Source organism: Chitinivibrionales bacterium, from assembly GCA_035516255.1.
Lineage (GTDB): Bacteria > Fibrobacterota > Chitinivibrionia > Chitinivibrionales > FEN-1185 > FEN-1185.
The window spans coordinates 149382-172926 of sequence record DATJAL010000052.1 but is presented as its reverse complement, the minus strand read 5'-3'; the positions used below and the strand labels follow the sequence as shown (position 1 = coordinate 172926).

18 protein-coding genes and 1 tRNA gene are annotated in these 23545 nt (G+C 56.8%); 10 read left to right on the top strand and 9 right to left on the bottom strand.

The features are described from left to right. Nucleotides 1-91 precede the first annotated feature (91 nt). Together VLX68_16115 and VLX68_16110 are read left to right on the top strand one after the other, a co-directional pair. Nucleotides 92-442 carry an STAS domain-containing protein gene (locus VLX68_16115; protein ID HUI93768.1) on the top strand — a complete coding sequence of 117 codons (351 nt, stop codon included), beginning with the start codon at nt 92-94 and terminating at the stop codon, nt 440-442. A 341-nt stretch (nt 443-783) separates the two neighbouring features. Then, complete coding sequence (locus tag VLX68_16110; GenBank protein ID HUI93767.1) at nt 784-1134, top strand: STAS domain-containing protein; 351 nt, start codon at nt 784-786, stop codon at nt 1132-1134. Nucleotides 1135-1285: 151 nt separating this feature from the next. Here VLX68_16110 and VLX68_16105 read toward each other — a convergent pair whose 3' ends face one another. Then, complete coding sequence (locus VLX68_16105; GenBank protein ID HUI93766.1) at nt 1286-4096, bottom strand: DUF4982 domain-containing protein; 2811 nt, start codon at nt 4094-4096, stop codon at nt 1286-1288. Between the two features lie 222 nt (nt 4097-4318). Between VLX68_16105 and VLX68_16100 the strand changes: the two genes are divergently transcribed. Continuing rightward, nucleotides 4319-4687: a DUF1801 domain-containing protein gene (locus VLX68_16100; protein HUI93765.1), complete on the top strand. Its 369-nt coding sequence runs from the start codon at nt 4319-4321 to the stop codon at nt 4685-4687. Between the two features lie 108 nt (nt 4688-4795). Here the strand turns inward: VLX68_16100 and VLX68_16095 are convergent, their stop codons facing one another. Then, nucleotides 4796-5491 (bottom strand): hypothetical protein, encoded by a 696-nt coding sequence (locus VLX68_16095; GenBank protein ID HUI93764.1) that lies wholly within the window; start codon nt 5489-5491, stop codon nt 4796-4798. A 177-nt stretch (nt 5492-5668) separates the two neighbouring features. Between VLX68_16095 and VLX68_16090 the strand changes: the two genes are divergently transcribed. From VLX68_16090 to VLX68_16075, 4 genes are all read left to right on the top strand, one after another. Then, nucleotides 5669-6085, top strand: coding sequence for a GFA family protein (locus VLX68_16090; GenBank protein ID HUI93763.1), 417 nt, complete (start codon nt 5669-5671; stop codon nt 6083-6085). A gap of 22 nt (nt 6086-6107) precedes the next feature. After that, a complete protein-coding gene (locus VLX68_16085) occupies nt 6108-7334 on the top strand; it encodes an MFS transporter (GenBank protein HUI93762.1) in 1227 nt (408 codons plus the stop codon). A 144-nt stretch (nt 7335-7478) separates the two neighbouring features. Continuing rightward, nucleotides 7479-8837 carry a UDP-glucose/GDP-mannose dehydrogenase family protein gene (locus VLX68_16080; protein ID HUI93761.1) on the top strand — a complete coding sequence of 453 codons (1359 nt, stop codon included), beginning with the start codon at nt 7479-7481 and terminating at the stop codon, nt 8835-8837. Between the two features lie 426 nt (nt 8838-9263). Beyond that, the gene (locus VLX68_16075; protein ID HUI93760.1) at nt 9264-10988 is read left to right on the top strand and encodes a hypothetical protein; all 1725 of its coding nucleotides are present in this window, start codon (nt 9264-9266) and stop codon (nt 10986-10988) included. Nucleotides 10989-11077: 89 nt separating this feature from the next. On the opposite strand, the gene VLX68_16070 is transcribed toward VLX68_16075, so the two are convergent. Next, a complete protein-coding gene (locus VLX68_16070) occupies nt 11078-11551 on the bottom strand; it encodes a hypothetical protein (GenBank protein ID HUI93759.1) in 474 nt (157 codons plus the stop codon). Nucleotides 11552-11755: 204 nt separating this feature from the next. On the opposite strand from VLX68_16070, the gene VLX68_16065 reads away from it, so the two are divergent. Together VLX68_16065 and VLX68_16060 are read left to right on the top strand one after the other, a co-directional pair. Continuing rightward, nucleotides 11756-12598 carry a hypothetical protein gene (locus VLX68_16065; protein HUI93758.1) on the top strand — a complete coding sequence of 281 codons (843 nt, stop codon included), beginning with the start codon at nt 11756-11758 and terminating at the stop codon, nt 12596-12598. Then, the gene (locus VLX68_16060) at nt 12592-13227 is read left to right on the top strand and encodes a hypothetical protein (protein HUI93757.1); all 636 of its coding nucleotides are present in this window, start codon (nt 12592-12594) and stop codon (nt 13225-13227) included. Before VLX68_16065 ends, VLX68_16060 begins: the two co-directional genes overlap by 7 nt. A gap of 252 nt (nt 13228-13479) precedes the next feature. On the opposite strand, the gene VLX68_16055 is transcribed toward VLX68_16060, so the two are convergent. Then, the gene (locus VLX68_16055; protein HUI93756.1) at nt 13480-15555 is read right to left on the bottom strand and encodes a glycosyl hydrolase family 28-related protein; all 2076 of its coding nucleotides are present in this window, start codon (nt 15553-15555) and stop codon (nt 13480-13482) included. 606 nt (nt 15556-16161) lie between these two features. Here VLX68_16055 and VLX68_16050 point away from each other — a divergent pair. Next, on the top strand, nt 16162-19008 hold the full coding sequence (locus VLX68_16050; GenBank protein ID HUI93755.1) for a DUF4982 domain-containing protein: 2847 nt from the start codon (nt 16162-16164) through the stop codon (nt 19006-19008). 284 nt (nt 19009-19292) lie between these two features. Here the strand turns inward: VLX68_16050 and VLX68_16045 are convergent. From VLX68_16045 to VLX68_16025, 5 genes are all read right to left on the bottom strand, one after another. Then, a tRNA-His gene (locus tag VLX68_16045) sits at nt 19293-19366 on the bottom strand. Between the two features lie 11 nt (nt 19367-19377). Continuing rightward, nucleotides 19378-20301 carry a hypothetical protein gene (locus tag VLX68_16040; protein ID HUI93754.1) on the bottom strand — a complete coding sequence of 308 codons (924 nt, stop codon included), beginning with the start codon at nt 20299-20301 and terminating at the stop codon, nt 19378-19380. Nucleotides 20302-20720: 419 nt separating this feature from the next. Further along, a complete protein-coding gene (locus VLX68_16035; protein ID HUI93753.1) occupies nt 20721-21818 on the bottom strand; it encodes a ketose-bisphosphate aldolase in 1098 nt (365 codons plus the stop codon). A 21-nt stretch (nt 21819-21839) separates the two neighbouring features. Beyond that, complete coding sequence (gene rplQ, locus VLX68_16030) at nt 21840-22442, bottom strand: 50S ribosomal protein L17 (GenBank protein ID HUI93752.1); 603 nt, start codon at nt 22440-22442, stop codon at nt 21840-21842. Nucleotides 22443-22546: 104 nt separating this feature from the next. After that, entirely contained in the window at nt 22547-23536 is a 990-nt protein-coding gene (locus VLX68_16025; protein ID HUI93751.1) for a DNA-directed RNA polymerase subunit alpha, read from the bottom strand. Nucleotides 23537-23545: the final 9 nt, after the last annotated feature.

Sequence of the window (23545 nt, the reverse complement as noted above, 5' to 3'; positions counted from 1 at the left end):
TAAAATCTGGAAAAAGGAGCAATCCGTTAAGGAGCGGCTGCCCCGGGGAATCTGATCCCCGGTCATTGCCCGAATTGCGAAAGGAACTCGGATGAAGTATGAAATCTCGGACGCGGGGAAGTTCGCGATGATCCGCATCGTCGGAAACATCGACGATGACCAGGTGACGCAACAACTCGATAAGGATATTTCAGCGTATATTAGGAGAGGACGCCGCCATTTTGCCTTCAACCTTGAAAAAATCACCTATCTCAACAGCCCCGGGATCGGCCTCTTCGTGCATTGTCTGTGCGATGTCCAGGAGCGTAAGGGGTCTGTTTCCATTATCGCCAACAGCAGCGACGTGCAGAGCCTCCTCGAAATGGTCGGCTTCAACCGCCTCATGAAAATGTACAATTCGGAAGAGGAGTTTCTCATGGCGCACAAGATCGTGGCGAGCTGACGCGTTTCCATGTCGTATGTGACCTCTTGGTTTTTTTTCCTGGTTGAAATTCAATCATAAAATCCAGCATTATTGGGTATAAACACTGCCGGGACCGTGGCACACGATTACGCCATTTTTCCCAGATTTCCTTACTCGGATCTTTTTAATCGTCGCGCAGCGGCATTCCTTATGAGTCTAAAGTTAAAAGTTGGAAGTTGAAAGGTGGCCGCCGCGAAGCGGCGGAACGCCCATTTATATTTAAATTTACTGCGACGCACAAATAAATATCATTTGCCATGGCCCTTGGCAAACGGTATAATCTCTTGAAAGGCAAGATGAAGGATTAGAAGGGAATTCCCATGCAGTACGAAATCTCTGACACGGGAACAATCGCGATGATCCGCATCACCGGGGACATCGACAACGTGCAGATGACGCAGCGGCTCGACGACGAAATTTCCGCGTACATCAGCAAGGGGCGCCACCATTTCGCCTTCAACCTTGAGAAAACCACCTACCTTGACAGCGCGGGCATCGGCATCTTCGTGCACTGCCTCAGCGACGTGCAGGCGCACCGGGGGTCGGTCTCCGTCATCGCGAACCGCGGCGACGTGAAAAAGCTCCTCGAATTGGTGGGCATCAACCGCCTGATGAAAATGTACAATTCCGAGGAGGAGTTCCTCGCCGCGCAGAAGGTGGTGGGGAGCTGACGTATTATGACTTTATCGGGGCGGTCCGCGAACGAGGCGAACAGCCCGCGAAGCGGCGGAACGCCCATTTTTATATGCTTGAGAGCATCTAAAAAAAAGGTGCCGCAGGATCTCCACCCGCGGCACCTTGTCATTCCAATTTGTCAACTCATTATTTCATCATAACAAACTGCTTGACATTCATCGCCCTTCCGTCCACCATGAACCTGAATAGCAGCACGCCGCTCCCCTTCACCTGCGAGAGCGCGGCATTGATCGGGTGCCATCCGGCGTTTTGTCGGGACGCCGCGATGCGCTGCACCAGCCTGCCGTTTGCGTTCATGATGTCGAGGCCGACCACCGCGGTGGTGTTCAGGTAATATTTCAACACCGTGCCGGACATCGCCACCTTCACCGCGGCCACAGTGCGCTGCTCGGGCATCACCCTGATGCCGGTGACGGGCAGCGTGTCGGTGCGCACGATGTCAAGCACCGGTGTGATGTCATAAGAGACCGACGCGTTGGGAGTCGGCAGCCCGGTCACCGTTGCGCTCACCGTGACGGTGCCGGTGGTGAACTGCGACCGCACCGCGACCTGAGCCATGCCGCCCTCGATGTTGAGGTTCGGGTCGCCCGGCGAGTGCCACCCGTTGCCGGTTCCGCCCACGAACTGGTCTGCGCCGCCGCGGTACGTTGCGGGACCGGCCACGCTCCAGGTGATGACGCCGTCCGCCGTCGGGCACCAGTTACCGTTGGCGTCGACCACGGTGGCCTTGATAAGCGCGACGTCGGTGCCGTTGGCCGTGATGGGGATCTTCACGTTGCCCGGCCGTTGCATGTTGGTGTCGACCCACAGCACGACATGGTCGGCCGCGCCGGCCGTGACCTGCTGGGCCGAGCAGACCGTGTTTCCGCTCGAGTCAAGTCCTTCGGCCTTGAGCGTGCCGGCCGCCCAAGTCACGTTCTGAAACGTGCACTGGTACGGCAGCTGCGTGGTGGTGTTGGTCACATCGTTGATGCCGCCGGCCGCGCCGAGCCTGCCGTTGGGCGCCTGCGTCCCGATTGCGGTGCCGTTCAGGCTGAGCCGCACCTTGGGGCAGTTGCTCCAAACGTCGACGCGCACGGCGCCGCCGGAGCGGTTCCAGTGGTTGGCGATCGCGATGCGCGGCTGCAGGCTGTAGGGCACCCAGCACACGCCGTATTGATAATAGAGAAACTTGGGGATGCGGTTGAAATCGGTCATGGAGGAGCCGAACGAGCGGGCCGTGCCGCCGCCGCCGAGGAAGGTCTGCACTTCGCCGGGCGTCTCCGCGAAATACCACTGCACCATGCCGAAGCAGTTGTTCGTGATGCCGCCGGCCCAGTCGTGCAGGAATCCCGCCGAAAACTGGATCTGGTAGTCGTACGCGAAGCGCGACGTAGGGGAACCCCAGTACTCTGCGCCCCACCACGGCCAGTCGGGATGGAACGGTTTCTGCTGGGCATCGCATCCTGTCAAGGTGCAGGAATGCAGGTCGTCGAAGCCCTCTTCAAACGGGGCGCCCCGGAGGTTCTGGGCCCGTGGACTGAGCGAGTCCCAGACGTTCGACAGGCCGCGCAGCGAGTCGGCCATGGCCTGCGCCATGTCGCCGTTGCTCGCCTCCCAGGCAAGGAGCGAGGGATGGTTCCGGTCGCGGATGATCATGTCGCGGTGGAGCTCGCATTTCAGGGTGCCCTTGGCGTCCGAGGGAGACGAGCCGCCGAAGGCGCCCTCGCCCTCGCCGCTCGGGTCTATGAGCATGATGCCATAGGCGTCGCACGCGTTCACGAACCCGATCGAGCACGATGAATGGCCGGGCCGCCACAGGTTGCCGCCCACGTCGGCCAAAAGCTTTGCGTCCCTGAATTCGATGCCGGGCGGCAGGCCGGTGCCGAGCGCGGGAAAGTCGTAGCGCGACGCACCGCCGTACAGGTGGTGGACCTTGCCGTTGATGTACGGAAAGTTCTTGTCCCAGGTAATGGTGCGGATTCCCAGGGGGCTCTCGAACACGTCCACGGTCACGCCGCCCACCTTGACAATGTGATACACCTTGTGCATGTTGGGCTTGCCGTAGATGCTGTTGTTGGGCCACCATAGCTTGGGATTTGCGATGGTGTCGGTCTGGTTGAACTCGTACGTCTGCCCGGCTGCGACCAGATGGGTCGCGTCCTTGGAGGCCACGACGTTGTTGTTCGATTGGTCAACGATCTTGGTGGTGAGCGTGACGGTCTGGTCGGTGGCGTTCTCGTTCATCACGTTGGTGAGGATCTTCACCACGGCCGAGGAGAGGTCGGCCGCAACCGACGTGGTTGCAACATAGGTGCCCCACTGTTTGAGGTTCGAATAGACGTTCGAAGGCACGTGCACCTTGTCGGTGATGTGCAGCCATACGGGCCTGAAAACGCCGGCACAGCCCTGTCCGAACCGGAATACGGTCGAGAAACCCGGATCGGTAAAAAATCCGCCGCCCATGCCCACGCGTATGGCCACGATGTTGTCGGAGCCGTCGAATTTGGCCAGGCTGGTCACGTCGTGAATGGTCCCTATGAAACCAACGACATGCGTCGCCTGAGGATTGACCGCGCTTGAGGTGGGCAGCAATGTCTCGTTGAAATAGACCTGGCACCCGAGATGCGCGCCCTCGATTTCCAGAAACACCTTTTTGTCCGCAAAGGCGGAGGCGAGTGTGAACTTCTTGCGGTACCAATAGGGCCCGCCGGGCCCGGGGCCACCGCCCGATGCGGTGTTGCTGAACATCGCGTCCTCGCCCATGCTGTTTGGAAGGCCGACGGTCGCGGCGTTGGCATCGTTGTAGGCCAGTGCCTGGGCGCCGACCGCGTCCGATTGGACGAGTTTCCAGGCCGTTGCGCCGAGGTTGATCTTGATACGGTTGCTGGGTTCGCCGGTGTACGTATCGGCCCAGCCGCTTTGTGCAAAAATAAAAGCGGCTAAAGCGATTAACATAGAAGTTCTTAAAGCCATACTTCTCCCCCTTTGGATTATTATGGTTGGCCTAATCTATGGCTATAATATAGAGTTTTTTACAGGAGAGATACAATTTTATTTGGCGAATTTTAATTTATGAAATCCATGCCCAAATGACATTACTGGTTGAGCATTTGGCGCGTTTTTTGATAGTATTCCACTTGACAGAAACTTTAAGATGCCACGAAAGGAGAATTAAGAATGAAAAGCAATGCCCCAAAAGATATTGATGATTACATAACCGGATTCCCAGGTGATATCCAGGATAAATTACAGAAAATCCGCGCGGTGATCCGCAAGGCCGTACCTGGCGCTCAGGAGGTCATGAGCTATCAAATGCCCGCGTTCAAACAAAACGGCATTTTAATTTATTTCGCGGCCTTTTCAGACCACGTCAGCATCTTCCCCACGTCAAGCGGCGTCGCGAAATTCAAAAAAGAGTTGAAGGAATATGAGACAACAAAAGGTACAATAAAAATTCCTCTCCATAAGCCAATTCCTTACGGCTTGATTTCAAGGATCACGAAATTCAGGTTTCGGGAGAGCAGCCAAAAAGGAAAAAAGAAATAGCTCTTGCGCGGTCAGAAATCCCTCTCAAATTATCGCCAAGAATACTACCACTCCATCGCGATCATTTTAGCATTCCGATCCTGATGGGCTCATTCTACCCGGCCTTCATCAAAACAAATATTCAACCCGCATCCCCGCCCCTTTACGGGCCGGAACAAGGGAAAGCCGCAAGGTGCCTTGATGGTCCGCATCGCTGGAGCCGCCCCTGGCGGCCTGGCGCGCGGAGATGAGCGCGTCGGTTGACATGAGCACGCAGCCGGCGGTGCCGAGGGCGGCGCAGGTGACGATGGGGGCTGCGGGAATGGTCACATTCGTGTTGGCAATGCTGAAGGCGATCAGCACGCCGCCGTTTACCAGCGCAAGGCCGTAAGCGATGTAGCCTGGGATCCGAAGGCCGAGCACGCCCCGCGCGCCCGAGTTCATGCGGGCCGAGGCCCCGCCCACGGCGGTCACGGGGAACGTGGCCACGCCCACCGAAAATGCGCTGACGCCGAGCGGAAGGGAGGCGTCGCTTCCCGTGGTCGCCGCGGAGGCGATGCCAAGCCCCAGGATAACGGGAGCGCACGCATATCCGGTGATGGCCGCGCCGAACGCCCATCCTGGATTTCCCGTTTTGCCTGTTTTTTCAGGTTCAGAAGCCGAAGAACCTTCAGTTTTCGATTTCTGCGGCTCCACGCATTCTCCATCGACGCAAACCCTGTCGCCCTTGCAGTCGGTGTCCTTGGTGCATTGTCCGCTGGAAGACCGAATGATGATGATTCCGGCCATAATCGCATACATACCGAACAAACGCACTGATTTCATGGTAGCCTCCTGTTACTTTGGTGAGAATTCCGCCGCCAGAGCTTTCAATTTTCCTCATAATACATGAAAATACCGCGCCACTGAGGTGATGTCAAATGCCCTATTTAATAAAAGTTGACCGTCCGCGCGGATTTTAGTTTATCTATAACGTTCATGGCGATCAATCATGGAGGAAAAATGCCGAAAATCGAAGGCTCCTGCCATTGCGGATCAACGCATTATTCATGCATTTCCGAACCGAAATTCACCGCGATATGCAACTGCTCCTCATGCCAAAAGGCCACGGGCTCGGCTTTTTCGGTGGTTGTCGGTTTGAACAAATCCGACTTCAAGGCAACGGGAAACAATTTGACAAAATACGAATACCTCGGGGACAGCGGCAAACCGCTGATCCGCCATTTCTGTTCCCGCTGCGGAACGGCGCTCTATGCCGATATGACCTCGAGCCCGAACACGGTGGTGATCGGCGCGGGAACGCTTCACGACAATTCGTGGGTGAAGCCCCAGATGCACGTGTATTGGCGCGACCACTGTTCCCTGCTTTCAGACCTGCATGCTATCCCGAAGTTTGACTTACTGCCGAGCGGCAAATAACCTTGGAAAATACCCCAGCATCATGAACCAGAATCCCTCCCGCGTTGCCATCGCCCTTGCCGTAGTCGCGGCGGCGCTGGGCTTTTTCGTCGACGCCTACGACCTGCTCCTCTACAGCATCGTTCGCAACCAGAGCCTCGCTTCGCTCGGCGTCGCAGGCAATGCGCTTTTGTCAACCGGCATAGACCTGCTCAACGCGCAACTCCTGGGCATGCTCGCGGGCGGGATCGCCTGGGGCATTATCGGCGACATCTGGGGAAGGCGCCGCGTGCTGTTCGGCTCCATCATCTTGTATTCTGCCGCTACGGTTGCCAACGGCATGGTAAACGGCGTCGCGGCTTACGGCGCGTGCAGATTTGCCGCCGGGCTCGGCCTTGCGGGCGAGCTCGGCGCAGGGGTCACGCTGGTTTCGGAGCTCATGTCGAAGCGCAGCCGCGGCTGGGGCACCATGCTCGTGGCGGCCATCGGCGTACTCGGCGTGGTGAGCGCGTCGCTGGTGGGAGACCTGTTCGCGTGGCGCACCGCCTATTTCATCGGCGGCGGGCTCGGGTTCATGCTCTTGCTGCTGCGGCTCGGCGTGCGGGAATCGGCCCTGTTCGCGCAGGTCAAGTCGCAAAACGTGGCGCGCGGGAATTTCCTCGCGTTCTTCACCAATGCGAAAAGGCTCAGGCGTTACGCCTGTGTGATACTGCTTGCCATGCCGATTTGGTACGCCATCGGCATCCTCATCACCTTCTCGCCCGAAATCGGCGCTGCGCTCGGGCTTTCGCCGGCGCCGCTGGCGGGCAGGACGGTGCTGCTCTACTACGCCGGCCTTTCCCTCGGCGACTTGACAAACGGATACCTGAGCCAAGTATTTAAAACGAGGAACAAAGTCATTCTCGCGTTCATGATCATTACCGCCGTTTCCTGCGCCGCCTATTTCCTGTGCGGCGGCGCCTCCCTGCCGGTGTTTTACGGCCTGTGCGGGTTTATCGGGTGGGCCTGCGGCTACTGGGCGCTGTTCGTCACCATTTCGGCCGAGCAGTTCGGCACGAACCTGCGCGCAACCGCGGCGATCACCGCCCCGAACTTCGTGCGCGGCCTCACCGCGCTCCTCACCATTGCGTTTAAGGGCTTGCGGCCCGGAATTGGAACTTTACCTTCGGCAATTCTGATCGGAGCGGTCATTGTCATCATTGCTTTCATCGCGCTTGCGCAGATCGAGGAGACATACGGGAAGGATTTGGATTATACCGAAGCGGTCTGATGAATAAGCGATCGGAATTCAGCGGTCAGAAAATCATCATCTATCTCTTTACGACGGCAGTGTAACCCTCGATATCGGCTCCTTTCACGTGCCAAAAATTATTTTTATCATCTTTCCATCAACCTTTCATAAAGGAGCTCCATCATGCCAAAAGACAAATGCATCGCGATCCTCGGCACCGGATACGTGGGACTGGTCGCGGCAGCGGTGTTTGCGGACCGGGGGTTCACGGTGCTCGCCTCGAGCCAGGACAAGGCCAAGGTCGACACGATCAACGCGGGCAAGGCGCCGTTTTTTGAGAACGACCTCGCCCCCATTATCAAGAGAACGGTGAAGAAAGGCACGCTCAAGGCGCTGCACGGCAGGGAGGAAGCCGCCCTGAAGTCCGATATCTGTTTCATCGCCGTGGGCACGCCCAGCCTGGTGAGCGGCGAGGCGGACTTGAGCCTTGTCAAGGACACGGCCGCGGCGATCGGAAAGGCCCTCAAGAAAAAAGACAAATACTCCGTGATCGTCGCGCGCAGCACCATTGTGCCGGGGACCACCCGGAACGTGATCATTCCCCTGCTCGAGCAATATTCGGGGAAAAAAGCGGGCAGGGACTTCGGCGTGTGCATGAGCCCGGAGTTCCTGCGGCAGGGCGCGGCGGTCAAGGACACGTCCGAGCCCGACAGCGTGGTGATCGGCGAGTTCGACAGGAAGTCCGGCGATTTCCTGGCGGCGTTCGCGAATGAGCTTTACAAAGGGCAGAAGGTGCCGGTGCTGCGCATGAACCTGGAGAGCGCCGAGATGGTCAAATACGGCCGCAACACGTTTCTCGCCATGAACATCTCCTACATAAACGAGATGGCCAGGATCGCCGAGAGCATTCCGGGAATCGACATCTACGAGGTGGTCAAGGGCATCGGCGCGGACTGGCGCATCAACCCGGTGTTCCTCAACGCAGGCGCCGGCTACGGCGGGTCCTGCTTCCCCAAGGACGTCAAGGCGCTCATATCGTTCGCCCAGCTGCGGCAGATCGAGCCCGCGCTCCTCGAGACGGTCGAGGAGGTCAACATCGAGCAGGCGTCGCACGTGGTGAGCCTCGTGCGCAAGGCGCTCGGGGAACTCAAGGGCAAGCGCATCGCGCTGCTCGGTCTTTCGTTCAAGCCCGGCACTGACGACATGCGCGAGGCTGCGGCCATCAAGATCGCCAACCATCTCTTTGCCGAGAACGCCGACATAGTGGCGTACGATCCGGTGGCGGTCCCCAACGCCCAAAACAGGTTCATCAAGGACACGATAAAAATATCCTACGCGTCAAGCGCCGAGGAATGCATCACGGGCGCAGACTGCTGCATCGTAGTGACCGAATGGAACGAGTTCAAGCGGCTGAGCGCGGCGACGTTCAACAAGCTCATGAAGCGCTCGGTGGTCATCGACGGACGAAGGATTTACGGCCCGGCGTTCCGCGACAAGGTGGCTGCCTATTACGGAATCGGGCTCGGGATGAAGCCAAAATAACGGCCGCGCTTTGATTGAAGTTGGAATTTGCTAAAGCGCTGCCTTGCACGCAGCGCCTTTTCCATCGGGGAAAATGCAACCGGAGACGATCACCGGTCATTCGTGCATAATCACGTTGACAAAAATTTCATAAAACCTTATAATTAGACGTTGTGTTGCAGGAAGGAACCCGAAAACGGATGGCGTGATAAGGATGCGAAGGTGCATCAGGAGCGTGAGATAGAAACCGGTTGCATTCATTATCGCTAGGCAACCAACATCTCCCCCGTGACCGATGCCGTTCCGATAATGAGACGCCGAAAGGTGTCATATAATTTTTACCGCCACGGCAGTTTTACCTTACTTTACTAAACTTCAATGAAAGGAGAAGCAAGACGTATGCGGTTCAAAAAGTTATGTTTGATTTCGATTGCGGCAGGATTGGTGTTGGCGTGGTCGTCTTTCGCGCAGACGGTGTCGTTCGACAACCTGACGCGGGCGACCATCGCGTCGTTCACCATTCCGGCCGGCTCCATCGACGGGAGTGACAGCTCGTCGAACATGATCCCCACGGGAACGATCCTCGTTTACAAAACAAACAGCGGGCTGCTGGGGAAAATGGAAGTCGTCAACTACGGGTACAACCTGTGGCTGAAGATTGTAACGTACAACGCGGACGGCACGGTGCATGCGCAAGCGGACAGCGTTGAAATACGGGGGACGTTCGAATGCAGTCTTGATTCGGCAAAGGAAACCCTTGCCCCCTCCGCGGACTTTCATTGGGACATCATCGGTGGCAACAACCGGGTCCTGACCATGATGAACGGGGCGACGATCGGGATATATTACGAACCGAACATCGTTTCCTTCGACAATCTGACGTTGTCCATGGATTCCTCATTTATCATCCCCTACAGCTCGCTTGACGGAAGCGACAGCGTCTCGAACCAGATTCCAACGGGAACGGTACTGATTTACATAACGAAAACCGGGCTTTATGGAAAGCTGCAGGTCCTCAAATATGGCTATGACCTCTCGCTGCGCATCGTCACCTACAACGCGAACGGCACGGTCCATGCGCAGGCCGACAGTGTTGTGATCGGGGGCACGACGTACTGCAATCTTGATTCGGCAAAACAATCGAGCTCAGGAGGTCTTTTCTGGCACATTCATTCCGCGGTATGGCGGTCGGTTGACATGGTTGCTCCCGCAACCATCCGGATTTATTACGAGCCGGTCAGCTCGCTCTCTAACTTTGTTCTGGCACCGCCGAGCCCCGGCGTCCTTGCCAATGGGCAGAAGGTCTATGCGAATTTCAACTACACCACGGTATGGAGCCATGGCTCGTTGATCTGGTGCCTGGGAATGTGGCAGGGCAAATATGTAGGCGCCAGTCAAGGTGCATTGCCGATTGATGCGGGAAGCGACACCATGTCCAGGTATATCATCGCCCCCACTTCAGGGATCGGCCGTATCGATTCAATTCAGGCAATCATGAAAGATTCCAGTCAGCAAGACACGTTTGTCAACATGTTTATTCCCGTTTCATACGTCTATGGCTCCGACTCGGTTTACAATGTGCAAATCTCGCCCGCGTCGCCGGAAACGCTCAATTTCAAGGACACGATGCACATTACGTTCAGTTATTTCGCCGATACGGCGGTGCGGATCTACGTTGATCCGTTGTACCACGGCGCCGTGATCGGCCGCGAATGGGACAAGGGGTCGATTCTGTTCCCCGCGGGAATCGGTTCAGACAGCGGCCGGACCATGTTCGGGATAGCGGATTCTCAGGGCGTCCCGGTCACGGTGGATTCGCTCCGGATCCTGATGACAAAGGCCAATGGGGCGACGATCATAAAGACATTTTTTATACCGGTCGCTTATATTTTTAACGGAACGACGCCGGTCCTTAACAAATCAATACAGGCGGTGCCGGCGCGCTTCGATCTTCGTGTCGCGTCGAGAAGCGTGTCGTTCGCGCTTCCCAAGAGCGCGCGCGTGCTGGTCAGGGCGTACGACGTCGCGGGGCGCTGCATCGCCACGCTTGCCGACGGCATGATGCCGGCGGGGTATTTCAGCAGGAAATTGCCCTCCGTCAACATGCTCGCGTTTATCCGCATGGAGGCCGATGGGCACGTGTTCACCGCAAAGGCATTGTGCCGGAAATGACCGCCCCGCCCTTCGGACGTAGGCTTTAAATAAAAAAGGCGCTGCCGGTGCGGCAGCGCCTTTTTTATCATACGCTCCCCATGTCAACCCTACTTGGCAGTCAGCTTCTTCTTCGCCGCGTCGCCCGGCGACCAGAACCATCCCTTGGGATCCCAGCATCGGCCGTAATTCAATTCAACCGCCCCTTTGAACGCTTCTTGGGACAGGTTCTTATATTTCTTGTCCTTGGAGGTTTCATACAGATGCTCCGCGGACTCGCCTTTAATCCAAAATGACGTGGCCACGTCATTGATGAGCCCCTGCGAAAAGATCTTGTTTTTCTCGGCCTCGTTGTCCACTTTTCCCGCGGGCGGCAACGGCACGCTGTCCTTTTCCAGCTTTGCCTGCTGGTCAAGGGAGATCTTGCCGAATTTTTTGATGCAGGTGTCGCAATAGGTAATTGCGGTTTTATAGTCTTTTTTGCCGAAAGAGGACCAGGCGTTTTTGAGGCACGGTTCTTCGGCCGACACGCTGAAAAATGCGATAATGGTAAACAGAAGGATATTGATAAAAATCAGGCGCATGGACGTCCTCCAATGAAAACGGGTGAAGAATTATTTGAGTTCAACGCGAGCCTGCTTCAAAATAAATTTAGATTCCCCTCCGAATATCCTTATTTTATAATAACGTCTGCGGGGGGTGCAAATAATCCGAATCGAACCGCCGCTTTGCAACGCCAGTGGATAGTGGTGGTCGTTGTGTTGCGGCTCGGCCGAAAGGGGCGTCACATGAAGAAAATGATCTTATCAATGTTAATAGTCGTCGTGATGATACCGGCCGCATCATCCAGCGCAACGGTTTCTTCCATAACCCAATTCGGCATCACCTGGACGTTTGACAAACCCTGCGAAGCAGGCCAGTTTGTGACCGGCGACTGGTGGGTGGTGGGCCCGGCCACTGTTGCCTCAGTCTCGCCTTCCCCGACCGCAACGCGCAACGGCACCTGCGTCAATCCGCGCGGCGGGCGCCAGGGCTATGACAACCGGGCGGATTTCGACACCACCGACCGGGTTTCCCTTCCCTACACGCTTCAGCCCGGCCAGTCCATGGTTTCGAGCGTGAGCAAGCCGGACGGTCCTGATTATAAAAATGTCGGCGTGCTGCAGTCGCAGGCGGTCCTTACCGCGGTGAGTTCCGCGCCGGACACCGGAACGTTCCGGCCGTCCTACGCGGGCGAGTATAAAAAGTACTTTACCACAAATCAAGTCCATTGGAATGTGCTGCCCAGTCTTCCCAGGCCCGCATCGGCGCCGAGCGGCACCGACCTGCAGCATGCCTCACGCGGGCCGCGCGTCGATCATCTGTGCAACTGGACCATCCAATACGGCTGTGCCGAGGACAACTGGTGGAGCGAAATCGGCGACAGCGAGCCCTGCTACGGAAGGGACGTCGTCTACTTTGTCAGCGACGCATCGCTCTATGTCCTGCTCAACGTCGCGGACCGCATCATGGTGGCAAGAAACATGATCCAGCTCGGCATCGACAATTACGGCGTTCTCAAGGCGGGCGGCGGCTGGGCGGGCATTTCAGCGGGCGCAAGTGGCCCGTTGTTTTTGCCGGCCTCATGCTGAACGACTCAGCCATGCTCGGGGCGGGAATTGACTATGCGGCGGACGGCAATTTCGGTGAAAACGACCAGACCTACTACGGTAAAAACGGAAAGGCTCTTTGGGGATGGAATTGCGGCAGCGGCCAGAACTATTTCCAGAGCGGCTGCACCGGCAGCGGCGCAAAGGACTGCCGCGATCCCGCCGGCCTGGTTGACGGATGCCCGGACTACCGCGGCTGCTGCACCGTGCCGTATTGGGTTGGGGAAATGCTTTCGGCACTTCTGCTCAACGCAAAAGGCATATGGAACCATGATGCGTTCTTTGACTTTGTCGACCGATGGATGAATGACAGCCTGCCCGACGCAAGCGGCGCTCAGAACCAGTTTGTAACCTACATATGGAACACCTATCGCAGCAGCGTGCCGGTAATAACGCCGATGGTTCGCAATACGTCAAGCGCTTCGCAAACGCCGGTTTTCAAAATCGGCGCAGACGGGACGGTGAGGGCGCTCAACGCCGCAGGCAGCGGGAAAATCGAGCTCTATGATCTTCACGGAAGAAAGATCGCAAATGTCAAGGGCCGCGGCTGTTTTTTGGTGAAAAGCAGCGGCATGGTGACGCGCCTTATGGCCGTGCAATACCATTTTTAACAACCAGCCATAACAAAAGGCATTCACCCCGTATCGACGCCGCGCCCTCTTTATGTTTGGGCTGGATCTGGGATGAAGGTTCATCTGCCGCTCAAAACTAAACAATCGTGATCCAGCTTGCCAGCAGGCCATCCAAATTGACAGATCATATTTTTATCGTCGGGCAATGAAAAAGGCCCGACATTTCGTATTGTCAAGCCTTATCCTTTGACAGGCAATGAAAGAAACTTGGATTTGATGGCGCTACCTCGTTCAATACAGCAGCACGCGCGCAGCCACCCGCTGTTCCTTCATGCTGCCGGTTATGAAATATATCCCACGCCCTGACCTGTTCCCCTGATTATCGATGCCCGTCCAGACCGTGCGATAAGCCTCCGCAGTCCGTTTTACCTCATCGTAAGCCAAGGTCTTCACCAGCCTGCCCTGGAGGTTGAATATGCGCAGCGAAAAAGGCGCCTCGACTCCCTGCACGGAAATGGTGAACCGCGATCCCCTGATCGGCGAAACGCTAAGGGAAAACGTATTCCTGCGCGCCGGCGGCGCAACTTTCGCGGCGAGGCCGGCACAATAGCAGGTATCGGCATTGAATTGGAGCGTGGTGTCCGGGTTTTTGGGCGAACGGTCGTAGCAGTCTTTCGCGGGATTCGCGAAGGTGTGCGCGCCAGGGCCGTCGCCCGTTGTTATTTCCGGGCCTATTGGCGGAAAGGGCGAGGCGTTCCACCAGACGGGTTTTTGCGAAAGATACAGCGACGGCGGCAGAGCCTGCTGAGTCAGGTACGTCGCGGAGTCCTCGCCCGCGGGAACATTGCTGCGCCAGATCACTTCGTTCGTGGCAACATCGTAATTTCCGCCGCGAAGCATGGTTGATTTCACCACTGGATCGTAATCTGCCGTATCGTTGATGTAATCCCACCACCCGAGGGCATACACGGCGAACCGGTCGTCCTGTCCTTTCCAGTTGGCCGGGTCGAGCTCATAATAACGGTGCCATCCGGTGCAGCCGATCACGTTGCCCACAAGGCTCATGTACCGGTTCCACGCGTCCACCCTTACCGCGTGCGTTCCGTTTATGTAAAGGCTGTCCATGGGACCGTCATACCCGACAAAACGGTTGCGGAAAGTTGTCGAATGGCTTCCCGAGCCCCAATACACGTCGTTGTCGTACGCGGTGGCGATATTCCCTTCCACGAGGTTTTGAAAAGAATGGCACATATGCGTTTCAATGGAGCAGAACTGCCAGGCGGTCTGTGCACCGTTTTGAAACGTGTTCTTCTGCATGAAATTATAGGCAATCACGCATCCGCTTATCCAGTTGATGGTGACGACCGGGCCGACCACGCTGCTCACTATGTTGTTCTCGACAAGCGCGCCTGAAACGTCCCCCAGTTCGATGCCGTAGCGCGTGGGCCCGAACGGAAGCTGGCTGTTGTGGATGTAGCAGTCGCGCACCTCGGGCCGGAAACAATAAAGGACAAAGGCGATGGCCGAACGCGCTGGGTTCGCCACCTCGACGCCCCTGGCCCAGCTGTAGTCGCAGAATTCGAAATCAACTGCCCTGGAGCTGTTGTTTCTGGAGTCGATCCTCAGGTCTTCGATGCCCGCGTTTTTCATGTTTCCCGCCCAGAAGAACACCTGTGGCGCGAGAGCGCTTTTAAAGGTGTAATACAGCGGAACCTGGACGGTGATCTGGCTTGTCGCGGCATTGATGGCCGTGATTGCGTTCATCTGCCCCTGCGCCCGGTTCGTGCCGCCTGCAAAATTGCCGTCATCCGCCCGCGAATAGGTGGTCTGGATCCCGCCGACACCGGGTACATGCACAATGGAGGTATCGTTGTGCTGGTCAAGGACAATGGATTGCCCAACGCTCAGGCCGGCAACACTCGCAAGAGTCAAGACCGTGTCGCCCTTGTTGTAGCCGGCGGTCCAATTAACCACATTGCCCACTGCTCCGCCGGGATAGCTTCCGCTGGCAGGAGAGAACAGTATCCGGTCGCCCGTGACGAGCGTGGTGCGGTTCGCCCCGGCGCCCCGGAGGATGACAGGATGATTTATGACAAGGGACTTGGAGACAAGATAGGTGCCCGACGGCAGGTAGATTACCTGATCATTGGGGCAGGCGGTGATTGTGGTTTGCAGGACGGGGGCCGCATCAGTCGCGCCGTTGCCGTAAGTGACGGAATCAATGGTCTTGTAGATGGCGGTGCGATGAGGAATGCCGCCCGGGACACCCACGTTGCCTTCCCAGGCGACTGTGCGGTCGGAGGGAAGAAGGTCGGAAAAGCAGGTTGCGGCAATGATGACGACGAATGCGATGAACGGCGATTTCATAAAAAGGCTCCATGATTTTATGAAACTGAATTGGAAAAAATGTTTGTCACAAGGGAATATAGGCATTATCGGAGGCGGATGTCAAATCAGGGGATGCCGGACGCATGGGTTGAATTTTATGGAATTAATACAATCTGTCAAAAAGTTGTGCCTCTTGAAACCTGAATTAACGCCTATTTTACAGCGTTACTACGACATGCTCTGATTTGAACGGCGAACTTCAGGTTATGAGCCCTTTGATCGCAATTATCGTGATGACCAACGCTATTATCACGATTATCGCTGGCCGCCTCGTGACCGGAAATGTGACCATAACTCTAATGTTTATATGTTTATTTAGACAAGTGAAATCTGCAATTGTAGATTATATTATATGGCTAGGAATGGGATTGAACTTGGTTTTGCGGCCGCTTTCGAAAAGTGGGAATGCACACAACGCGCGCAGGATGTTTCACATGCTCGCGTCCGGGGGCGCGCGCGGAAGGTACTGATCGAATGAGAGGGTGTATTCGTTCAACAGAGCTTGAAGATCACCGAAACTGCTGCGAGGTTCTCCAACGCAAGATCCCGCATGCAAAACAATCTACTTTTAAGGGGGCAATGACAATGAAAAGCAAAATCATTGGGTGGGCGATGGTTGCCGCGATGCTGGTTTCGATATCCGGCTCCGCGGATACGTACACGGGAGAATCGAGCAACAGGGTCACGATCAACATGGGCGTGACGCCCTGGCTGTTTGCGAAATCCGACCCCGCCGGCGCCCAGGCCCCTGCGTTTAACGACGCCGCGTGGAAGCAGATCGGTGTTCCGCACACCTATAATGACACCGACACCTTTATCAACCAAGGCAGCGGCGGCGGCGACGGGTCGATGTTTGGCGGCAATGTATGGTACAGAAAACATTTTACCCTCGACAATTCGTACGCCGACAGAAAAATCTTCGTTGAATTCCAGGGTGTGCATGTAGGCTGCCAGGTGTACATCAACGGCACTTTTCTCCCCGGTAACAGCGCCGTTACCGCGGATGCGCAGGCTACCCACGTCATAGGTTTCCAGGGATTCGTCGTGGATCTCACACCTTATGTCACCTTTGGAGGAGCGGACAATGTGTTGGCCGTGCGAGTGGGCAAGGGCGGCGGCTTTTATAAGGATCCCGGTTTTTCGGAGGTCTTCCGTTTTGGTTCAGAGGATGGCGGAATATTCAGGCCAGTGTTCATGCACATCACCGACAAGGTTCATGTGCCGATGAATTCGTATTCAACGCTCAGTCAATGGGGCACCTATGTCGCCGCGACAAACGTTACCGCCGATGGTTCACAGGCAACGGTGCGGATGTTGACAAACGTCAGGAACGACGGCGCAACCGCCCAGACGGTTACGGTTACAACCAAGGTCGTTGATGCCGCGAATACGGTAGTTTTGACCCAGACAAGCACCGGCGCCGTCAGCGCGGGGCAAAGCACGGTTTTCGATCAGAACGGAACCGTTGCCAATCCTCATCTGTGGTATCCGAACAACAGCACCTTCGGCTCGCCGTATATGTACAAGGTGTACCATATCGTACAGGTGGCCGGGTCCACGGTTGACGTATTCCAAAGTCCTCTGGGAATACGCACGATCACCTGGGACGCCAATTTTCCTTATATCAACGGGCACAAGCATCTGCTGTACGGGGCATCCGCCCGCTACGACTACCCCGCGCTCGGCACCGCCCTGCCGCCTGAAATCGAATATCGTGACGCGCTGCTTCTCACAAAGTGCGGCGGAAACCTGTGGAGGCCCGGTCACTCCGCGTGCAGCCCCGGTTTCGTCTACGCGTGCGACAATACCGGTGTGATGCTCATGCAGCCGAGCGGCGAAGGCGAGGGCCAGTTCTCCACCGGATCCGCGACCGCGGACCAAATCACGCTCAAGGAGGAAATGCAGCGCGACGGAGTCATCCGCGACCGGAACGATCCGTCCATTCTCGCATGGGAGGTAAGCAACGGGAACATCGATCCCAATACGTGCAACGCGCTCCGGACCATCTGCAATACATGGGACTCCCTTTCCCCGCGTGTAATATCGGTTCGCGGAAACGGAAACGGGCCCAAAGATATCCTTTCGTGCACGGTTACCGGATGCGAGATCGGCGTCAAGGGCGGGAACCCCGGCAATCCGGCCTGGGGCGCGGAAGCGTGGGGCGGAATGAACATGTACGCTTCGCAACGGGACGCCTACGATTATGAAATTGAGATGGCCCAGGCATATCTGATGCACTGGAAGGATGCGAGGGCGGCCAATTGTTTTGGCATGTGTCAATGGTACATGGCCGAAACTCCCGGCGAGGACCAGCAATACGCCGATGGAACTCCGGGCAATTCCGTGAGATCGTTCGGCTGTTCCATGATGGATTTCAACCGGTTGCCCAAGATGCTGTACAAGATGTATGCCGCGTGCTGGATTCCCTATTCCATCAGGCCCGTCGTTTATATCGCACATCACTGGAACCGGTCGGGATCGGTCCGGGTCAACGTGTTCAGTAATTGCCCCAGCGTAAATCTGCTATTAAATGGGAATAGTTTGGGAACCAAGACGCCGAATCCCTGGCAAGGCACCGGCGATGACTACACCATCGCCGCGAATACCAACACGGAACTGCCGTTCCAATGTTATTGGGACAACGTGACCTGGGCTGCCGGGACACTGATTGCGAACGGCCTTGACGCCAACGGCAAAATCGTGTGTTCAGACCAGAAACAAACAGCTGGCAATCCTGATCACATCGTTCTGGTCGTGGACACGCCGGTGGTGCAGGCCGACGGGGACACGTTCCAGATTACTGCCAATGCCACGGACGCCGCGCTCATACTCGCAAAAGTCGTTGACGCAAACAACATCACCTGCCCCACGGCAAGCAACATCATCACCTTTGCGGTTTCGGGCCCCGGCAATTATCGCGGCGGAAGCGATCAGATGGTTACGGCAGGCCAACCCGTGGGCTATCATGCACCTCTCGACCCTAACCTTTCGGCCGAAGGCGGCATGTGCAAGGTTGCGGTGCGCTCGACGTTTACACCAGGCGCGGTGACCGTGACAGCAACCTCGCCCGGCCTCGGCACCGGCACAGCCTCGTTCACGGTGGTACCGGTACCGAACAATGGAATAGTAACTGCGGTGAGGCCGGCACCGCGCCGGGCGGCGGCCTCCGTCATGCCGGCTTTCGACATCCGGACAATCAACGGTGTGGTGCGATACTATATTAGTATTCCTTCGCTCGTTTCCGTGGAGATTCTTGACGCGAGAGGAAGAATCCTAGAACGGACGGCCAATTCGAGGGTCGAAGCCGGGTGGCATCCGATTGCGATCAACGGAACTATCCCCAACGGTAAGGCAATGAGCACCGGAGTTTGCTTCGTTCGTCTTGACGTTGATGGCGGACACTTTGTCCGGCAGGTTCTGCTTTTAAAGTAGCTGCGCTACGAACGGGTCCGTAGATATACTGGGCATCCGTAAGGGTGCCCAGTCTTTTTTTGCGCGCGCCATGGAAAAATGTCAGTTTCTTCGATAGTTGCCGGCCGGAATATTTTTGTTGGTGGTTATTTGAGGATATTTAAAAACTGTCCGTAATTTGTCCGAAACGTATTGTAAAAAGGTGATAAAAATTGATAAAGAGGAACAAATGAAAAACGCTGGACTTTTGGGCTTGTCAAGCGTTTTCCCTCGCAAAACGTGGAAAAAAAGGGGAATTTTAAAAGGGTGGCTGACGGGGCTCGAACCCGCAACACCCGGAGCCACAGTCCGGGGCTCTAACCAATTGAACTACAGCCACCGTAAATAGCGTTATTTGTCAAGCACGATGCTCGACCACGAGCCTGGCAGCAGCAGCTTTGCACTTGCCGGGTAGGCCGCGACCGGCGCCGATTTCTCGTCGGTCACGAACGCACCAAAACCCAGCACCCGTCCGTCCTGGGCGACAAGCCCGATGTCGTACCACGGGATGGTGATGATGGTCATGCCGTTGGCCGCGGTCTTTTTCACTTCGCTTTTCCAGTCCTTGACCGGGAAATTGACGCTGTCGCTCAAGGCGACCCGCTCGTACAGCACGGTGCTCAGGGAATCCTTCGTCATGTTCAGTTCAACAACCCGGTCCGGGTACGAAATAAAGGCGTTCTTGCCGTTCTTGCCGTCAAACGCCAGCTTGAGCGTGTTCTTGGACTGGCCTTTTTTCACCAGCACCGAAAGCGCGCTGCTGCTCCAGAAAAGGGCGATGTCGCAGTCCTTCACGGATACGAATTTCGCGCTTGCGGCAAACGACGCGGCGCTGCCCGCATCGAGAGGCGCCTGTACCTTGGACGCGTGCACGGCCGCCACCGGGGGCAGCTTGTCGAGATTGACAATGCCGACCGGGAACAGGCTGCCCTTGTCTTTGGCGCCCATGATCGACCACTCGATCTTGAGATAGTCCTTGCCGCCCAGGAGGTTTGTCCCAACGGTGCCGAGATTGAATTCCTGGGAATAATCGGTGACCTTGAACGGCTTGGTCGCGACAAGCTTTTTCTTCCCCGCCTCTATTTTATAAAGGCTCACCGAAATTTGCTTCTTCGGAATTTTTGCCGTGTCGAGCTGCGCCTTGAGCACGAGGTTGTCCGAGCGTTCGGTGGTCCATTGCCCGGGGCTGTTGAAAGTGACGATATCGGCACCGGACGAAGTGGCAAACCATGCCGCGCAGACCACGCCCATCAATCCAACCTGTAATTTTTTCATACGCATTGTCCTTTGTCCCCTCCTGAAAAATGTCGGTGATATACGGTGAAAAGGCTGCCGTTCATGATTCCGGAGCCCGTGTTTTATGTCGATTTTAGACCGATAAAATATAATTAATGCACATGGTATTATGAGTTATGAGTGATATATATGGGCGTTCCCCTCCCCCTCATAAATGCTCGGGGTCGGGTCGGTCCTCGCTCCGGTCTCGCCTACCGGCTCGGGTTGCCAGGCGCGAGGCCGCTTCCCGGGGCGTCCGGGCAGCATCGCTCTCCAGAGCGACCTCCGTTCGGACCTAACGCGGCGGCAGGGTTCAGCTGCATCAAATCACCCACGGTGGCGACAATCGATGCAGAAATCAAAAAGGCACGACCTTACACCGTCATGCCTTTTGTCAATCGCTATTTATTAAGACTAATCTACTTTTTCCTTTTCTTCGCCGCTTTTCTTGCCGGCTTCTTCGCGGCTTTTTTCGGCGCAGACTTCTTCGCCGCCTTGGGGAAATACACCTTCAGCATGTCCTTGGTGGTCACCGGCCGGTAATCACCGGCATGGCCGGCGGTGCCGAAGGCCTTCATTTCCTCGAGCATCCAAGCCTTCACGGCCTCGCGGGCGGGCCCGAGGTAATCGCGCGGGTCGAATTTCTGGGGCTGCTCGGCAAACACCTTGCGGATCGCTCCCGTGATCGCAAGGCGTCCGTCGGTGTCGATGTTCACCTTGCGCATGCCGCGCTTGATCGCGTCCTGGATCATGGCCGTGGGAACGCCCACCGCGTTGGGCACTTTGCCGCCGAATTTATTGACGAGCTCAACCATGTGCGGCGGCACCGACGAGCTGCCGTGCATGACAAGCGCGGTGTTGGGGATCCGCTTGTGCACGTCGTCGATGATGTCGAGCGCGAGCTTGATCTCGTGTCCCACCGGGAACTTGTACGCGCCGTGCGAGGTGCCGATGGCGAGCGCCAGCGCGTCGACGCCGGTCTGCTTCACGAATTCCTCGGCCTCGGCCGGGTTGGTAAGGTGCACCGCGCCGGCGACCGTGTCATCCTCGATCCCGCCGAGCGTGCCGATCTCGCCCTCCACCGTGACGCCGGCGGCGTGCGCGATCGCGACCGCCTCTTTGGTGATCTTCACGTTGTCTTCGAACGAGCGTGCCGGGTGCTTCCCCTTTTCGTCTTTTCTGCTGTAGTCAAGCGAACCGTCGATCATCACCGACGTGAACCCGAGCTTCACGCATTCGGCCACGGTCTCGATGTCCGGGCCGTGGTCGAGGTGCAACGACATGGGAATCTGCGGGTATTTTTTGTTGGCCATGTAGCCCACCATCACGGCGAGCAGGCCCTTGTCGGCGTATTTGAGCGCGTTACGGCTCACCTGGATGATGACCGGAGAATTGGTTTCGGCGGCCGCGGCGCAGATCGCCTGCAATTGCTCCATGTTGTTGACGTTAAAGGCCCCAACGCCGTAACCGGCCTTGTTGGCCTCGTCGAGAATGAGCTTCATTGGCACGAGTGACATGGTGCTACCCCTTGTTAATCGTTATTTGCTTTTCTTTTTCTTATCGGCCGAGTCATCGGTCTTTTTTTCGGGAGCCTTCTTCTTTTTGGGCGCCGCTTTTTCCTTTTTCTCTTTTTTGGCTTCCTTTTCCTTGGGCGCCGCCTTTTCCTCTTTTTTCTCAACGGCCTTTTCCTCCGGAGCTTCTTTATCCTTGCCTGCCTCTCCGGCGGCGGGCTCGGCGCCGGGCGCCTTGCGTTTCTTTTTCCGCAACTGCGACAGTTCAAGGCTGTTCCTGCCCACCAGCTCGAAGACGCAGGTCTGCGCGTTGTCGCCCCAGCGCTCCCCGAGCTTGAGGATGCGGGTGTATCCGCCCTCGCGTGTTTTGTACGACGGCGCGATGTCGGTGAACAGCTTTTGGAGAACGTCTTTCTGGGTGATGGTTTGGGCCGCGAGCCGCACCGCGTGGAGTCCACCGCGCTTTGCGATGGTGATGAGATGCTCCACAAGGCTCCTCGCCACCTTTGCCTTGGGAACCGTGGTGATCACGCGCTCCATGTCGAGCACCGACATGGCAAGGTTTCCGAGCGTCGCGTTGCGGTGGCTCGTCCGCATGCCCAGTTTGCTGACAGAACTTAAATGACGCATGTTGAATAAATTCCTTTATTTCTTCGTTGCAGGTTCCCCGTTCGGCGCTCAAGTTCGTTCGTGGTTTGACACCCTTTGGACCATGAACCCTGAACCTTCTAACCTCATTTTTCCTTGGCTTCCGCGGGCTCCACTTTTTCCACTTCCATGCCGAATGACAACCCGAGGTTGGCAAGGATCTGGTTGAGCTCGATGAGCGATTTGCGGCCGAAATTCTTGTACTTGAGCATGTCGGACTCCTGGTTCTTCACCAGGTCGGCCAGCGTGTGGATGTTGGCGGCGCGCAGGCAGTTCGCGGAGCGCACCGACAATTCCAGTTCGTCAACACGCATCTTGAGGAGCTGGCGGAGCTTCTCTGCCTTCTCGTCTTTCACCACTTCCTCCACCGGCTCGAGGTCGCCCTCGAAGTTGATGAAGAGGGTGAAATGGTCGGCAAGCAGTTTTGCCGCGTAGGCCATGGCGTCTTCGACCGAGATGCTGCCGTCGGTCCATACGTCGAGAACGAGCTTGTCGAGGTCGGTCCGCTGTCCCACGCGCGCGTTTTCAACGGTGTAGTTTACTTTTTCAACCGGCGAAAACAGCGCGTCGATGGGGATGCTGCCCACCGGGTCGTCCTCGCGCTTGTTCTGCTCCGCGGGAACGTAGCCGCGGCCGTCCGACACCCGCATTTCGATCTTGAGCTTTGCGTCTGCATTGATGGTGGCGATGTGCAGGTCCGGGTTGAGGATTTCCACGTCCGGGTTTTTTTCGATGTCGGACGCCTTGACCTCGCCCTCGCCGCTCACGTCGAGGCGTAGTGTCGCGTCTTCGTCGGAATTCAGCTTGACGCGCAGCTTCTTGATGTTCAGGATGATGTCGGTGATGTCCTCCTTGACGCCCTGGATGGTCGAGTACTCGTGGAGGACGTTCTCGATGCGGACCGAAATCACGGCAGCTCCCTGGAGCGACGACAGCAGGACACGCCGGATGGCGTTTCCCACGGTGTGCCCCCATCCCCGCTCGAGCGGCTCGACAATCACCTTCCCGTAACGGGCGACATCGTCGGGATTTTCGACCTTGATGGTTTTGGGCATCAACAGGCTTTTCCACTTCATGTACCTAGT